The organism is Rhodococcus sp. OS5 (genome assembly GCF_056837585.1).
In genome coordinates, this window is the sequence record NZ_CM166368.1 from 2,037,462 (window position 1) to 2,053,223 (window position 15,762).

Consider the following 15,762-nt stretch of genomic DNA (forward strand, 5'->3'; position numbering starts at 1 on the left):
ACCCGAGTGTCGGTGTTGTGATCTACTCTCTTGCAATTGCGCGAGTACGCCTTGGGGGGCCGGCGGTAGTCGGACGAGGCGCCTGGCGGCAACAGCTGCAGCACCGATGGGGGTGGGTGAATTGAGCACTGTCAGATTTGCGCGTCGAGCACGCCTTGAATCGCCGCGCACACCGGGCGGCGAGGTGACGCTTCAGCCCCCACCGGAGATACCTCGCGTCACGCCGGGAAATCTACTGACCAAACTACTTCCGGTGATCATGGTGGTTGCCATGATCGGCATGGTGGCGCTGATGTTCTCTTCCGGCATGGCGCGCAATCCGATGTCCCTGCTGTTTCCGGTCATGATGATGGTGTCGATGCTCGGAATGCTCGCCGGGGGCGGTCGTAGCGGTGGAGCAAGAGCGTCCGAAGCGAACGAGGACCGCAAGGACTACCTCCGGTACCTGGATCAGATGCGTAGTGATGTTGCTGCGACGTCTGGTGCGCAGCGTGCTGCTCTCGAGTGGAGCAATCCCGAGCCGTCGCTGCTCTGGACACTGGCCGGGACTGTGCGGATGTGGGAGCGTCAGATCACCGACTCGGACTACTGCCACGTTCGGGTAGGTCTGGGTACACAGCGATTGGCCACCAGACTCGTGTCTCCGGAGACCGGGCCGGTCGAGGATCTCGAACCCGTCGCTGCTGTCTCACTTCGGCGATTCGTCCGTGCACATTCGGTTGTGCAGGACCTGCCGACCGCCGTCTCGCTTCGCGGATTTGCTGCGATGTCCATCGAGGGGCAGAGAGATTCCGCTCGTGCGCTTGTCCGCTCGATGTTGATGCAGCTGTGCACATTCCACGGTCCGGACACGCTCCAAGTTGCGGTGGTGTGCGGTCCCGATACCGAATCCGAGTGGGAGTGGGTCAAGTGGCTCCCACACGTGCAACACCCGCAGTCTCAGGACGGCACCGGCACTGCACGCATGGTGTTCGGTTCGTATCTCGAATTCGAAAGTTCCCTCGGGGAACCGCTTTCGATGCGTGCTCGATTCGCTCGCAACACTCCAGCCAGTGTGGGCGTTCCGCATCTCGTGTTGGTCGTGGACGGTGGCTTACTCGAAGGTGACACCGGCCTGTTGTCCGAATCCGGGCTCGACTCGGTGACCGTCCTCGACCTCTGCGGGTTCTGCCCGCGGCTGGTGGCGACGCGTGGGTTGCGACTGGTCGTCGGTAGCGATCAGATCGGCGCGGTGAGCAGCGCAGGAGTTGAGAACTTTGCGAGGCCCGACGCTGCGACGACGAGCCTGGCGCAGGCGTTCGGGCGTCGCATCGCACCGTTCCGTGCGGCATCGCAGAATGCCGTCGACGCAGCTGACGACGACCGATCCCTTCGGACGTGGAGCCAGATGTTGGGGATAGGAAACGTTGCGAGGTTCAATCCTGAGCATGGCTGGCTTCCACGTCAGGGGCGCGACCGACTCCGCGTGCCGATCGGTGTCGGACAAGACGGAAACCCCGTCGAACTGGATCTGAAGGAGTCGGCCGAGAACGGTATGGGTCCGCACGGGCTGTGTATCGGAGCCACCGGTTCTGGCAAGTCGGAGTTCCTGCGAACCTTGGTGCTCGGCCTGATCGCGACCCACTCTCCCGACGCACTGAACCTCGTCCTGATCGACTTCAAAGGTGGTGCAACCTTTCTCGGCCTCGAGGAGGCGCCGCACGTTGCTGCGATCATCACCAACCTTGCCGAGGAATTGGCGATGGTCGATCGTATGAAGGACGCGCTCGCCGGCGAAATGAATCGTCGACAAGAACTGTTGCGTGCGGCAGGAAACTTCGCAAACGTGTCCGATTACGAGAAGGCGAGGCTGGCTGGCGCTGCACTCGATCCGTTACCGGCACTCTTCGTGGTTGTCGACGAGTTTTCCGAACTGCTCAGTCAGCAGCCGGAATTTGCCGAATTGTTCGTGGCCATCGGGCGATTGGGCAGGTCACTTCACATTCACCTGCTGCTGGCCAGTCAGCGACTCGACGAAGGAAAGCTTCGGGGCCTCGACAGCCATCTTTCGTATCGCGTCGGTTTGAAAACGTTCTCGGCGAACGAGTCTCGTTCCGTCCTCGGCGTTCCCGATGCTTATCACCTTCCGGGTACACCCGGTGCGGGATACCTGAAGTCCGATTCTGCTGAGATCGTTCGCTTCCAAGGTGCGTACGTGTCAGGCCCGTACGAGGGCGAGCGGATCGTGCCCACTCGATTCTCGGTCGATTCCCCCGTCGAACTGGCGCCGCTGCCGTTTACCGCGAAGCCCGTGACCGGACCAGAGGCCGTTGTCGTTCCCGTCGAGCCCGACGTCGTCGACATGGGTGAAATCGGTGACGATGCACGTACTCTCATGGGAGTCCTCGTAGACCGCATGCGCGGTCACGGTCCACGTGCGCATGAAGTGTGGCTCCCGCCGCTCGCGTCATCTCCGACGCTTGACCAGTTGTTGCCGCGGTGGGCGACCGGTGATCAACCTCGCGGAAATCTGAGCGCACCCTTCGGCATAGTCGACAGGCCGTTCGATCAGCGCCGCGATCTACTCGTCGCCGATCTCAACGGATCGACTGGCAACCTCGCGATTGTCGGCGGCCCGCAGTCGGGAAAGTCGACGGCGTTGCGCACGTTGATCTTGTCTCTGAGCATGACGCACACGCCGGAACAGATTCAGTTCTACTGCCTCGACTTCGGCGGTGGAACGCTCCTCGGATTGAAAGATCTGCCGCACGTCGGATCGGTGGCAAACCGCTTGGATTCCGACCGCGTCCGGCGCACAGTTGCCGAGGTACTCGGTGTGGTCGCCAAACGGGAGCGACTGTTTCGTGACCTCGGCATCGAATCGATGGCCGATTTCCGTAGATTGCGAACAGTTGATCCCGCCGGGGAAGGTGAGGCTGCGGGACTCCGAGAGGACCCGTACGGTGACGTCTTCCTCGTCGTCGACGGTTGGCCAAGCGTTCGTTCGGATTTCGAATCACTCGAGCCCCAGATCAACATGCTCGCCGGTCAAGGTTTGTCCTTCGGTGTACACGTGATCGTCACGACGTCGAGGTGGGCCGAGATCCGGCCGGCGCTCAAGGATCAACTGGGTACTCGCATTGAACTTCGTTTGGGTGATCCGGGAGATTCGGATGCGGGTCGCCGGAAAGCCGGCCTGGTGCCGGAAGGTCGACCGGGTCGTGGCATCACTCGCGACGGACTCCACCTTCTCACCGGACTACCTCGAATCGACGGCCTACCGGGTAGTGAGAACTCGAGTACGGCTGTGGTGGCGACGGTTGAACGTATTGCAGCCATGTCGAATTCGCGTCCGGCACCCACCGTGCGGATGCTCCCGGATTCCTACTCGCGGGCAGAACTTCTCGAAGCTGTCGGGACCCGGTGGCCCTCACCGAGTGCGGCCGACGGTCGGTGCCTCACCGTGCCGATCGGGCTCGGTGAGACCGACCTCGCCCCGGTGTACATGGACTTCCGGGAACACCCGCACCTGTTGATATTCGGCGACACCGCGTGTGGGAAGACATCTCTCGTGCGTGGAATAGCCGAAGGGATCATCGCGTCGAACACACCGGCCCAGGCCAAGCTGATCATCGGTGACTATCGGCATTCCCTGCTGGGCGTGGTCGAAGGGAATCACCTCGGCGGGTACTCGGCGTCGTCGACGACCTTCGGTGAGTTGATGGTCGACTTGGCTCGGATCGTCGCTGCCAGAATGCCGAACGCCGGAACAACGCAGCAGCAATTGCGGGAACGATCTTGGTGGAGTGGGCCGGAGATTTACGTACTGATCGACGACTACGACCTTGTGGCCACACCGAGTGGAAATCCGGTGGCGCCGTTGCTCGAATACATTCCGCACTCCAAGGACATCGGTTTGCACCTGGTTATTGCCCGCCGTTCCGGTGGTGCGGCCAGAGCACTGTACGAGCCGGTCATTGCGAGAATTCGCGACATGGCGCCGGCCGGATTGATCATGAGCGGAAGTCGTGACGAGGGAAATCTCGTCGGCACTGTCCGCGCGTCGGCGATGCCGGAAGGCCGTGGGGTTTACGTTTCCCGCTCGCAAACCCAACTTGTCCAAGTTCCGTGGATGCCACCGCTGTGACCGCTCCGTCCGCAGTGTCGGTCTCGTTACATTGGGGTGCATCGAATATCTGGGTCGTGTCGGGTCAACGCGAATTCTGTTGCAGTGCAGACCTCCGACGCGAACCGACGTCGGGCCCCGGTGCGGCCAGTAAGAATGCGATCGATTACATCGACGACGATTATGTCGACGTGGATGGTCGGGTTGTCCCGACAGTCTTGGAGGTGGCCAGGCTGATCTCCAGTGCGATGGACGGGTGCGGAATCGTCGACGCAGACATTCTTCATCTCAGTCATCCCTCGGATTGGGGTGCCCCACGCAGGCGGCGATTGCTCGATGCCGCACGTCGAGTGACGCACGACGTCGTACTCGTTCCGACGTCGATCGCGGCGGCGAGGTCGGCTCATACGGCTTGGCGATCGCGGTGTGTCGTCCTCGAACTGCGAGGCGGAACGGTGGTCGCTTCTGTTGTCGCTGAGGTCGACGGTGAACTCCGAATCGACGGAACACAAAGTTCGGAGATCGCAGACGTTGCGGGGTTGTTTTCCGCAATCGGGGATCTATCGGTTCGGGACGCTGTGGTGTTGGTCGGGCCGAGCTCTCATGCTGTTGCGGCTTCGCTCGAACGGGGGTCGACGAATGTTCACGGCCACGCGAGCATCCGAATTCTGGACGAGAGCCGGGTGGCTGCGTCTCTGGTGGATCCTCAGACGCTCGTTCGCCAGACAACCGCGCGGGACAGTTCGGGACGAATCGTCGACAATTCGGCTTTTGGCGCCGGGTGGGTAGGCGATACGGATGGCGCGAAGTCGATTCCTTCCTTGGACTCGAATGCCTCTTCGCCGCGTCGCGTCGGCGGGCGGCGCGGAGGCCGTCGATGGTTCGCGGCGGCGCTTGCGGTGGTCGCCGTCGCCGGTGCGGTCGCAGGAACGGTCGTGGTGTCCACTCGCGATCGAAACGATTCTCGGTTGACGGGGTCGGTCGCAGCCACGGCGGAAGACGAAGTAGAGATCGTGGAGGCGTCGAAAGAGCAGGAAACGCCTGCACCGAAGACTTCGATCTCGTCGATCGAGTCCGGGGCCACGCCGGAACTTACTCGTGTGGACGTGGGAAGCGTTGCGGCAGAAGTGCCTTCCGATTGGAAGCTTCTGTCGCGAGGGACCTCGAGCGGGCGTACCGATTTGGTACCCGGTTCGGGTGCGGATCGCAAGATCGTGGTCATCGAGAAACGTCTTGCGGAAGGTGTGGGATTCGATTCCGTCGAAGCTGTTTTGCGTCAGCAGTTTTCGACGTTCGAGGACCCATTGCGGTTCGCAGAGTTTGCTGTGCTCGACGATGCCGCAGGAAAACGGGCAGTGGTGTACGTCGAGTTTCCGGACGATTTCTCCGAGGTGCGTTGGCACGTGTACGTCGACAACGGACGGCAAGTGAGTATCGGCTGCCAGTATCTGGTCGGTGAGTGGGGCAGTCTCGAAGCGGACTGCCTGCGGATGTGGCAGTCAGTCGAATTCACACCGTGACTGGATCGGTCGGTTCTGAAAATATTCTTCGGTCGGGCCGGAACCGTTGGTACGAAGGTCGCGTCAAAGTATGTGTAGCGCACATCAGGGAGTTCCGCTCGACCCCGGTGCACATCCGACGGACAAAGCCCGTTGTGTGTGATCGCCGATACCGAACGGTACTCACCGAATCCAGGGGGGACGACATGGGCTTTACCGCAACTACCGCTGAATTGATCGATTCGGCGGGGACCATCGACGGACATCTCGGTGACATCAGGGGGCTGGTCAACGCTGTTCGGTCGGAGGCCGACGCTTCGCACAATTCGTGGAACGGTGCGGCGCAGGTCGAATACGCAGGAATCATGGAGCGATACAACAGCGCGGCCCTGAAGTTGGACACAGCTCTGACCGACATCTGCGAGCAGATCAAACAGGCCGCGGGAACCTTCGACTCGACCGAAGACGACAACGTCAGCTCGCTTCGCGGCGCGACGGTGAACATGTCCTGACCGCCAGCTCTTCATCGTCCGATCAAGCAATCCTCAGCCAGTAGTTCTCACAAGTTAGTTCTCACAAGTTCTCTCCAGTCACACCGAACCGGGAGCAGTTATGTCCGACAGGATCAAGTACGACTTCGGCGGCCTCGCAATGCTGTCCGATCAGATGAAACAGCAGGCCAAAGCGATCAACGACAAACAGGGCGACATCAAGGTTGTCGTGGACAAGCTGCAAGCAGGCTGGGAAGGGGCAGGTTCCGAAGCGTGGAACGACGCACAGCGTCGCTGGGCCCAGGCTTCCGAAGAACTGAACATGGTTCTCGCGCAGATCGCCGGAGCGACGGCGAGCGGCTCGGAGAAGATGCAGGAAGCTGATCGGATCGCCGCAAACGGGTTCGGTCGCTGACAACATCCCATGCCGTGATGACACCCCGCCTGCCCCGGTACCGTCAGGTTGCCGGGGCAGGCGCATGTCGATCGCTCGCATCGCTGTGCTGGACGATGATGCTGTTGGCAGGAATGGCTGCGCTTTGACCTGGCAGCGGGTAGACCGGTATCGTCTATCGGTGGCGTGCCGTAGGGCTCCGGCAGAAATGCGTGGAGACCGGCGGTTCTCGGGTCTCAACTGGCCGCCGAGGATCGTTTACGCGATACGCACATGGTCAGCAGTGGAATGAATTAAGACGAGGAAGATCTGTGTCTACGTACACCCCGAAGGCCGGAGATGTGACCCACACGTGGCACGTCATCGACGCCACTGACGTGGTGCTCGGCCGTCTTGCCGTTCAGGCAGCGAACTTGCTGCGTGGCAAGCACAAGCCCACCTACGCGCCGCACATCGACGGTGGTGACTTCGTTGTCATCATCAACGCAGAGAAGGTTGCCATCAGCGGCAACAAGCTGCAGGGCAAGAACGTTTACCACCACTCCGGATTCCCGGGTGGCCTGAAGTCCCGCACTGTCGGTGAGGTCCTCGACAGGACTCCCGATCGTCTCGTCGAGAAGGCCATTGTCGGCATGCTCCCCAAGACGAAGCTCGGCCGCGCAATGAGCAGCAAGCTCAAGGTTTACGCGGGCCCGAATCACCCCCACACCGCGCAGCAGCCGGTGCCGTTCGAGATCAAGCAGGTCGCACAGTGACATCGCCGGAAGAGCAGAACGTGTCCGAAGAGAACATCGAAGCAGTGGAAGAGCTTGTCTCTGACGCAGTCGAGGTCGTCGAAGAGGTTGCTGCAGCTACGCTCGCACCGATCGTCCTCGATCGCCCGGTCCAGACCGTCGGTCGCCGCAAGGAGGCTGTCGTTCGCGTCCGGATGGCTCCCGGTACCGGTCAGTTCAAGCTCAACGGTCGTACGTTGGAGGACTACTTCCCCAACAAGGTTCACCAGCAGCTGATCAAGGCTCCGCTGGTGCTCGTCGAGCGTCCCGAGTCTTTCGACATCATTGCACTGCTGCACGGTGGCGGCCCGTCCGGTCAGGCAGGCGCACTGCGTCTGGCTATCGCGCGCGCACTCATCGAGGTAACCCCTGATGATCGTCCGGCCCTCAAGCGTGCAGGCTTCCTGACGCGTGACGCCCGCGCGGTCGAGCGTAAGAAGTACGGCCTGAAGAAGGCCCGTAAGGCATCGCAGTACTCCAAGCGCTGATGCTTTGCCGAGGTTGACCCGACGGGTCTGCTTCGGCACCTGTTCACCACAAGAGCGGGCGTCCATCGTTACCGGACGCTCGCTCTTGTGTTTCTCGGAGAAATTCCCTTCTCGAGTTCCCTTCTCGAGGTTCACAGGATTCAGGAGTCGTTCTATGGGTCGGTTGTTCGGTACTGACGGTGTTCGTGGACTTGCCAATTCGGATCTGACTGCAGATCTTGCATTGAGATTGGCAGTTGCCGCGGCGAGCGTACTGACAGCCGACACCTCGGACGCACGTCCGACCGCCGTGATCGGCCGCGATCCTCGCGCCAGCGGTGAGATGCTTCAAGCCGCGGTGACCGCAGGATTGAGTTCCGCGGGTGTCGACGTGCTCGACGTGGGTGTTCTTCCGACTCCGGCAGTTGCATACTTGACGGCAAAGCTCGACGCCAGTCTCGGTGTCATGATCTCTGCATCGCATAATCCCATGCCGGACAACGGAATCAAGATTTTCGCAGCCGGTGGACACAAGCTGGATGATGCTGTCGAGGTGGCGATCGAGGATGCACTCGACGGCACTGCACCGCCCGTCCTACCGACAGGTGCCGGGATCGGCCGCGTCCGTACGGTCGACGACGCCGCTCAGCTGTACCTTGCGCATCTGGCGAGCGCGGCGAGCGAGCCACTCGCTGGACTCACCGTTGTGGTCGACTGCGCCAACGGCGCTGCTTCCGCGCTCGCACCGGTTGCCTACGCGGCAGCGGGCGCTCGCGTCATCGCGATCAGCGCCGATCCCGACGGCCTCAACATCAACGACGGCTGCGGATCGACGCACCTGGAGAATCTTCAGAAAGCCGTAGTCGATCACGGGGCGGACCTAGGCCTCGCGCACGACGGCGACGCCGACCGTTGCCTGGCCGTTGACGAGACCGGAGCGGTGGTCGACGGTGACGCGATCATGGCAGTTCTGGCGATCGCGATGAACGACGCCGGTGAGTTGGTCGAGAACACTCTCGTCGCGACTGTCATGAGCAATCTCGGTTTGCACATCGCGATGCGCGAGGCCGGTATCAACATCGTGACTGCTGCCGTAGGCGACCGCTACGTCTTGGAGGAACTGCGCGCGGGCGGATACAGCCTCGGTGGCGAGCAGTCAGGCCATGTCGTGTTGCCGGCGTTCGGCACCACGGGCGATGGGATTCTCACCGGCCTCCGGCTGCTCGGACGCATGGCTCGCACGGGTAAGTCGGCATCCGCGCTGGCCGCAACGATGACAACCCTCCCGCAAGTTCTGATCAACGTGAAGGTTGGGGACAAGGCGACAGTCGCAGCATCGCCGTCGGTACTCGCAGCAGTCGCGGACGCAGAGCGCGTCCTCGGTGACGGTGGTCGCGTGCTCCTGCGCCCGTCCGGGACAGAGCAACTGGTCCGCGTCATGGTCGAGGCCACCGAACTTCCGCTCGCGCAGAAGCTGGCCGACGAGTTGGCCGAGATCGTCGGTTCGGTTTAGCCCCTCATTACGCGTTCGCGTTTTGAGGGAACGTAATTGCGCCCTGCTGCGTCCAAGGAGTCAAAGGCCGCTCGACGTTCGAGTGGTTCCGTTGAAACTTGGGAGCGCTCGTGGATGTCGACCGCGCTGGAACAGATGAATTGGCACGCCATGCGATGTCGGTGGCCCAGGCTCTGCGCGATTCTGCCGAGCCGATCAGGCGTTTGCGATTCAGCGGTGCCGTTTCGGGCCGTGATTACGCCGAGCATGGAGCCGCGTTGGCGTCGGCATTGGCGGTCCTGAATTCTCGCTTGACTGGCCGTGCGGATCTTCTCGATACGTTGGCGCGTCGGCTTTCCTCTTCGGCTGAGGTGATCGCTGCGGTGGACGGTCAGGGTGCGCAGCGATTGCGAGACTCCAGCGGGTCGGTCTCATGAGACCGACGAGCGGTACCGCACAGGCAGTACCAAACAGCTACTATTGCGTCGAAGATATTCTTGCACTGCGTGATTCACGCGTGCGTCCCGAAGAAATCCTGGATGCTGGTGCGAGGGGATTGCAGTTCTTCGATCGATTTCACGACCTGGCCTCTCGGTTGGGCTTCGAAGAACGGATGCTTACGTCCTACGAGGATGCGTATCGCGCAGAGGCTGGTATCGATTTCGAGGCATTAGTGCGAGATGCGTCGGACATGGCCGCAGCGGTGGACGGTTCGGTCGCCGAGATCGCGATGCTGACGACCCTGGCGGAGAATCTTCCTGCAGTGTGGAATGTTTCCGGCGTGGGTGCGGTCGTAGATCAGGCCTTCGCGGCGCGGCGTGAAGCTCGGTCCGATGCGGATTCGGCGCCACTGTTGATCACGCTGGCCGACGAGTTCGCGCGGACGGTTCGAACGGCTTTGGCAGACAAGGCTTTCAAGGTGGCAAGCCTCGACCGGGCGACGATCGGCGGTCTGGGTGCGGGGGAGATCGACCAGCTGACTCACGTCGCTTCCACCGGTCGTGGTGCGGCGCCATGGCTGGACACGGTTTTTCGTTCGGCGTATCTCGATACTCGCGATGAATTCGACAGGGCGTGTGCGGAGTGCGCGAGCGCGGTTGGTCATGCTTTTGACGCCGCGACCCAGTGGGTGACAGACGCGTTCACGTCAACCTTTCCGATCGCCGAGCCGAGTGCATCCGGTGTCGCCGCCGCTCCTGTCTCTTTCTCGATCGGCGGCAACACTTGGGGCTTCTCGATTGCGTCCGACGGTCGTGGGGTGAGTCTGGATGTTGCAGGTGCTGACGGGAACTCTGTGTCGGCCACCCTGGAGTTGAGCGAAAATGGTTGGCCGAGAATAGTGCTCGATGCCGATCCGGAGATGTCGCTGCACGAGGCGCGCCCGCAAGAAGCGTCCCAGCCTGCGACACTCCAGCCCGAAACTCCCGACCCTGAGATTCGCGAGCACGAGGTGCCGGTTGAATCCAACGCCGAGTTCTCGCCCGCGCCGGACCCGGAGCCGCCTTCCACAGTCCCCGACGAGTCGATCGTGGCTCCCGACGGAGGGACGGGCGCTGAGTTGGCCGGAGCTGGTCCGCTGTGAAGTCCGTTCACGCGCCGTTCGAAGCGATCCGTCGAACCCTCGATTCTCAACTCGACGACTTCCGTGAGCGCAGAGTGGCCGCAGCGAGCGCGGAATCGCACCAGGAGCCGCCGTCCGAAACGACATCCGCCGAGAATGACACGGATGGGCCGGTCAGGTCCGGCCCGTATCTGCGATCCGCGTCAGAGCCGACGCCGACGCCGCCGTGCTCGCCGCCGGAGTCGGTGGCGAGTACGGACTCCTACTTACGCAACAGCTGGCTGGCCCGCGCGTCGGAGTGAGGTTCGACCGGCAGCAACGGCGCCGTGTGCGGAATCTCGACGTCGGGATCAGCAAAATCCTTGTACTTCTTGTCGCCGGTCAGATGGAACAACAGGAAGCCCGTGAGCAGGCACCGTGTGGCGGCCTGTGTCTTGCGCTCGGATCCACCGAGGCCCAGGGCGCCGAGGAGTCGGCGGCCTTCGATCAGTCCGGCGTCTTGGGCGTCATTCACGGTACGTGCGATGACAGGACCGCCCCACTCCACGCTCAGCGGCCGGGCATTGCTGGTCAAGGAATCGACGTCGTCTTCGCCGGCGAGGATCAATCCGGGCGCTGTGATCTTCGACGCGTAGTTCTCCGCCTTGGGCGCTGTCGGGGCCGGGAACAGTGCGGCTACCGCACCGACATCCCCGCGCTGCGCTGCGGCCAGTACCGCAGCGCCCGCGCCCATGCCGTGACCGGCAAAGGCGACCCGATCGGGTTGGACGCTGATCTGTCCGGGGCCGAGTCGCACGCCGACGCAGATGTCGAGCGTCGCTCGAAGATCTGCAGCCAATCCGAGATGTGACGGGACCGGACCGCGTTCGCTGTCGGGCGCCGCTGCGACAATTCCCCAGGAAGCGAGGTGCTGGAGTGTCTGCTCGTACTTGTGGGACCCGACCATCCACCCGTGCGCGAAGGCAACGGCGGGGAGATTGAAACCGGTTTCCGGCGTGTACACGACACCCGGCTGTCCGGCCAGGGCGAGGTTGCCGCGGAGAACTCGGTGCGGGCCGCGCTTGGACAGCTCACGGGTCAGTGTCTTCAGTTTCGGTGCCACGGTTGAAGACGTTATCCGATGAGCCGCCTCGTGTATGCGGAGCGGACGCTGCAACCAGGTGCGGGAACCGCAAAATGCGCCCACCGCCGATGTCCAAGTACCCTGAGTCACCATGTGCGGAATCGTGGGATACGTCGGCCACCGCCCAGCTCTGGGCGTTGTGGTGGAGGCTTTGCGACGAATGGAGTATCGCGGGTACGACTCGTCGGGAATCGCGATTCTCGACGGAACCGGTGGGGTCGAGATCGAGCGTAAGGCCGGTAAGTTGGCCAACCTCGAGGCGGAGCTCGGCGAGTACGGTGCGGATCACTTCGTCGGTACGTCCGGTATGGGCCATACCCGTTGGGCGACGCATGGGCGTCCGACGGACCGCAATGCGCACCCGCATCGTGATGCCTCGGGCAAGCTGGCTGTCGTTCACAACGGAATCATCGAGAATTTTGCCCCGCTGCGTGCGGAGCTCGAGGCTGCAGGCGTCGAACTGCAGAGCGACACGGATTCCGAGGTCGCGGTTCACCTCGTCGCCCGGGCGTACGCCCAGGGGCCGACGGCAGGTGATTTCATCGAGAGTGCGCTGTCGGTGGTTCGTCGGTTGGAAGGTGCGTTCACGCTCGTTTTCACGCACGCTGATCATGCGGACACGATTGTCGCCGCGCGCCGCTCGACACCGCTCGTAGTCGGTGTCGGTGAGGGCGAGATGTTCCTCGGCTCCGACGTCGCTGCATTCATCGAGCACACACGCGATGCGGTTGAACTCGGACAGGATCAGGCAGTGGTGATCACTGCCGACAGCTGCCGGATCTCCGACTTCGCGGGTAACGAGGCAGAAGGACGCCCGTTCCGCATCGACTGGGATCTCGCGGCCGCCGAAAAGGGTGGTCACGATTACTTCATGCTCAAGGAGATCGAAGAGCAGCCGACTGCTGTCGCCGACACGCTCCTCGGCCACTTCGAAAACGGGAAGATCGTCCTCGACGAGCAGCGGTTGTCCGATCAGGAACTGCGCGACGTCGACAAGGTGTTCGTTGTCGCTTGCGGTAGCGCTTACCACTCCGGTCTGTTGGCGAAGTACGCGATCGAGCATTGGACGCGTCTACCTGTCGAGGTCGAACTCGCCAGCGAATTCCGTTACCGCGACCCGGTTCTCGATCGCTCGACGCTTGTTGTCGCAATCTCGCAGTCGGGGGAAACGGCCGATACGCTCGAGGCTGTCAAGCACGCCAAGGACCAGAAGGCACGCGTCCTGGCGATCTGCAACACCAACGGTGCACAGATCCCGCGTGAAGCCGACGCAGTCCTCTACACCCGGGCAGGACCGGAAATCGCGGTCGCGTCCACCAAGGCGTTTCTGGCGCAGGTGACCGCGAACTACCTCGTCGGTTTGGCTTTGGCGCAGGCTCGCGGAACCAAGTATCCGGACGAGGTCGCCCGCGAGTACGCCGACCTCGAAGCGATGCCCGCATTGGTCAGCAAGGTACTCGAGACGGCAGAACCGGTGCGCGCGTTGGCGCGCCAGTTCGCGCACGCGTCGACCGTGCTGTTCCTGGGGCGTCACGTCGGCTACCCGGTGGCGCTCGAGGGTGCGCTCAAGCTCAAGGAGCTCGCGTACATGCACGCCGAGGGCTTTGCCGCCGGTGAGCTCAAGCACGGCCCGATCGCCTTGATCGAGGAGGACCTTCCGGTCATCATCGTCATGCCGTCGCCGCAGGGCCGCGCTGTCCTGCACTCGAAGTTGGTGTCCAACATTCAGGAGATCAAGGCGCGCGGGGCGACGACTATCGTCATCGCTGAGGAAGGCGACACCGTCGCCGCGGCGCACGCGGATCACCTGATCGAGATTCCGGCGTCACCGACTCTGCTGCAGCCGTTGCTGTCCACGGTTCCGTTGCAGATCTTTGCGGCCGAGGTTGCCGCGGCGCGTGGCTACGACGTCGACAAGCCGCGTAACCTGGCGAAATCGGTTACGGTCGAGTAGCTTTCGCTAGAAATTCGGGCCCCGCAGTCGCAAGACTGTGGGGCCCGAGCGCGTTACGGCGTCTCGACGACGACGGTTCCGCGCATCTCGGGATGCGGTGTGCAGGTGTAGTCGTAGGTTCCGGGTTCGGTGAACGTGTAGGTGTAGGTTCCCGATTTCTTGAGCGGACTGCGGAGTTTGCCCTTGGCGTCCCCGAGGCCGTTGACGTCGTGGGCCATTCCGTTGTCGTCGAACACCCACGTGACCGTCTCGCCGACATTCACGGTGATGGACGCGGGGGAGTACGCCATCCCGGAGATGGTCACCACGGGTCCGCTGGCCGTCGTTTCCGGAGCCGGTGGTGTGGAGTCGGTGCCGGAACTGCACCCGACCAGACCGAGAGCGAGCACGAGACCCGCGATTGCCGGGCGAAGACGTGATTTCATGGTTTCGAGGGTAGCGACGGCAACTGAAGGGTTCCGACATGCGTGGGTACTACACAGCCGATCAGGTGCGAGCAGCTGAGGCGCCGCTGCTCGACAAGCTGCCCGACGGGGTGCTGATGCGTCGAGCGGCGTACGGTCTTGCGCGAGTAGTCGCGGACGAATTGCGTTCCCGTACAGGGTCGGTCGCGCATCGGTCGGTGACGCTTCTGGTCGGTACGGGCGACAACGGCGGTGATGCCCTGTGGGCCGGTGCGTTGCTCCGCAAACGAGGTGTGAGCGTGCGGGCCGTGTTGCTCGATCCGGCGCGCGCTCATCGGGCGGGCCTCGATGCTCTCTTGAAGGCCGGCGGCCGAGTCGCCGCCGAAGTCGGGTCGCCGGATCTGGTGATCGACGGCATCGTCGGGATTTCCGGGCACGGCGGTCTACGGCCTGACGCGGCCGATCTCGTCGGCCAGGTGGATGCACCGATCGTGGCGGTCGATCTTCCGAGCGGCGTCGAGGCGAACACCGGCGCAGTGGACGGCCCGTCGGTGACCGCTGATGTGACGGTCACATTCGGTGCGCTCAAGCCGGTACACGTACTCGCGGCTCCGCTGTGTGGTCGTGTCGAACTCGTGGACATCGGATTGAGCATCGGCGAACCCGAATTCGGTTCGCTCGATCCGGCGGAGGTCGGTGCGCTGTGGCCGGTGCCCGGTCCGGAGGACGACAAGTATTCGCAGGGTGTGGTGGGCATCGTTGCGGGAAGTGAGCAGTATCCCGGCGCGGGCGTGCTCTGTACCGGTGCCGCGGTGACCGCGACCGCCGGCCTGGTCCGCTACGCCGGGCACGGCGCCACCGAGGTGCTCGCCCGGTTCCCGGAGGTGATTGCGAGTGAGACCTTCCAAGCCGCCGGGCGAGTTCAGGCGTGGGTGGTCGGCCCCGGTATGGGTACCGACGACGACGCCGCGCGACTTCTGGCGTCTGTGCTGGCTACTGATGTACCCGTTGTTGTCGATGCGGACGGACTTACCCTCCTCGCTCAGCGTCCCGAACTTGTCGCAGCCCGGACCGCGCCGACACTGTTGACGCCCCACGCCGGCGAGTTCGCTCGATTCACAACTCTTGGCGACGACAGGATCGCGGCCACGCGTGCTCTTGCCGCACGCCTCGGAGTCACGGTCCTGCTGAAGGGCCATACGACGGTGATCTCGGATCCCGGCGGTGAGGTGCTGGTCAACGACGCCGGCGGCTCCTGGGCATCGACGGCAGGTTCGGGTGACATCCTCTCCGGTGTGATCGGTGCGTTGCTGGCGGCGGGTCTGAGCCCTCTCGAAGCCGGGGCCGTCGGGGCGCGGGCTCACGCGTTGGCTGCGAACATCGCCGCTGCCGGCGGTCAGAGCGATGTCGCCGGAGCACCGATTTCGGCTTCACCCCTGCTGGGAGGTCTGCGGGAATCGGTGCGTGTGCTTCGCTCTTTTGCCCTCGATTGAGGGTGT

The 15,762-nt window shown here is 63.0% G+C and carries 14 protein-coding genes; 12 read left to right on the forward strand and 2 right to left on the reverse strand.

Annotated elements, in window-relative coordinates; translation table 11 throughout:
• Positions 1-121 precede the first annotated feature (121 nt).
• The 10 genes from eccCa to ACVZUB_RS09470 all read left to right on the forward strand — a co-directional run bounded on the left by eccCa (position 122) and on the right by ACVZUB_RS09470 (position 11,084).
• A complete protein-coding gene (gene eccCa, locus ACVZUB_RS09425; protein ID WP_209448512.1) occupies positions 122-4,126 on the forward strand; it encodes a type VII secretion protein EccCa in 4,005 nt (1,334 codons plus the stop codon).
• Between the two features lie 56 nt (positions 4,127-4,182).
• Positions 4,183-5,625: a type VII secretion-associated protein gene (locus tag ACVZUB_RS09430; RefSeq protein WP_482628308.1), complete on the forward strand. Its 1,443-nt coding sequence runs from the start codon at positions 4,183-4,185 to the stop codon at positions 5,623-5,625.
• 185 nt (positions 5,626-5,810) lie between these two features.
• Complete coding sequence (locus ACVZUB_RS09435) at positions 5,811-6,116, forward strand: WXG100 family type VII secretion target (protein WP_003940986.1); 306 nt, start codon at positions 5,811-5,813, stop codon at positions 6,114-6,116.
• A 100-nt stretch (positions 6,117-6,216) separates the two neighbouring features.
• Complete coding sequence (locus tag ACVZUB_RS09440; RefSeq protein WP_003940975.1) at positions 6,217-6,510, forward strand: WXG100 family type VII secretion target; 294 nt, start codon at positions 6,217-6,219, stop codon at positions 6,508-6,510.
• Between the two features lie 290 nt (positions 6,511-6,800).
• The gene (gene rplM / locus ACVZUB_RS09445; RefSeq protein ID WP_003940842.1) at positions 6,801-7,244 is read left to right on the forward strand and encodes a 50S ribosomal protein L13; all 444 of its coding nucleotides are present in this window, start codon (positions 6,801-6,803) and stop codon (positions 7,242-7,244) included.
• Entirely contained in the window at positions 7,241-7,750 is a 510-nt protein-coding gene (rpsI, locus tag ACVZUB_RS09450; protein WP_007728596.1) for a 30S ribosomal protein S9, read from the forward strand. The genes rplM and rpsI overlap by 4 nt, the downstream gene beginning before the upstream one ends.
• Before the next feature lie 154 nt (positions 7,751-7,904).
• Positions 7,905-9,242: a phosphoglucosamine mutase gene (gene glmM / locus ACVZUB_RS09455; protein ID WP_209448514.1), complete on the forward strand. Its 1,338-nt coding sequence runs from the start codon at positions 7,905-7,907 to the stop codon at positions 9,240-9,242.
• Between the two features lie 110 nt (positions 9,243-9,352).
• Positions 9,353-9,658 (forward strand): hypothetical protein, encoded by a 306-nt coding sequence (locus ACVZUB_RS09460; RefSeq protein WP_209448515.1) that lies wholly within the window; start codon positions 9,353-9,355, stop codon positions 9,656-9,658.
• Positions 9,655-10,803 carry a hypothetical protein gene (locus ACVZUB_RS09465; protein ID WP_037129130.1) on the forward strand — a complete coding sequence of 383 codons (1,149 nt, stop codon included), beginning with the start codon at positions 9,655-9,657 and terminating at the stop codon, positions 10,801-10,803. The genes ACVZUB_RS09460 and ACVZUB_RS09465 overlap by 4 nt, the downstream gene beginning before the upstream one ends.
• Complete coding sequence (locus ACVZUB_RS09470) at positions 10,800-11,084, forward strand: hypothetical protein (protein WP_003940907.1); 285 nt, start codon at positions 10,800-10,802, stop codon at positions 11,082-11,084. Before ACVZUB_RS09465 ends, ACVZUB_RS09470 begins: the two co-directional genes overlap by 4 nt.
• Here the strand turns inward: ACVZUB_RS09470 and ACVZUB_RS09475 are convergent.
• The gene (locus ACVZUB_RS09475) at positions 11,045-11,884 is read right to left on the reverse strand and encodes a poly(ethylene terephthalate) hydrolase family protein (protein ID WP_003941000.1); all 840 of its coding nucleotides are present in this window, start codon (positions 11,882-11,884) and stop codon (positions 11,045-11,047) included. The two genes, ACVZUB_RS09470 and ACVZUB_RS09475, sit on opposite strands and share 40 nt — an antisense overlap.
• 112 nt (positions 11,885-11,996) lie before the next feature.
• On the opposite strand from ACVZUB_RS09475, the gene glmS reads away from it, so the two are divergent.
• Entirely contained in the window at positions 11,997-13,859 is a 1,863-nt protein-coding gene (glmS, locus tag ACVZUB_RS09480) for a glutamine--fructose-6-phosphate transaminase (isomerizing) (protein ID WP_209448516.1), read from the forward strand.
• Positions 13,860-13,912: 53 nt separating this feature from the next.
• On the opposite strand, the gene ACVZUB_RS09485 is transcribed toward glmS, so the two are convergent.
• Positions 13,913-14,284: a plastocyanin/azurin family copper-binding protein gene (locus ACVZUB_RS09485; RefSeq protein WP_003940908.1), complete on the reverse strand. Its 372-nt coding sequence runs from the start codon at positions 14,282-14,284 to the stop codon at positions 13,913-13,915.
• Positions 14,285-14,322: 38 nt separating this feature from the next.
• On the opposite strand from ACVZUB_RS09485, the gene ACVZUB_RS09490 reads away from it, so the two are divergent.
• Positions 14,323-15,756: an NAD(P)H-hydrate dehydratase gene (locus tag ACVZUB_RS09490; protein WP_209448517.1), complete on the forward strand. Its 1,434-nt coding sequence runs from the start codon at positions 14,323-14,325 to the stop codon at positions 15,754-15,756.
• Positions 15,757-15,762 lie beyond the last annotated feature (6 nt).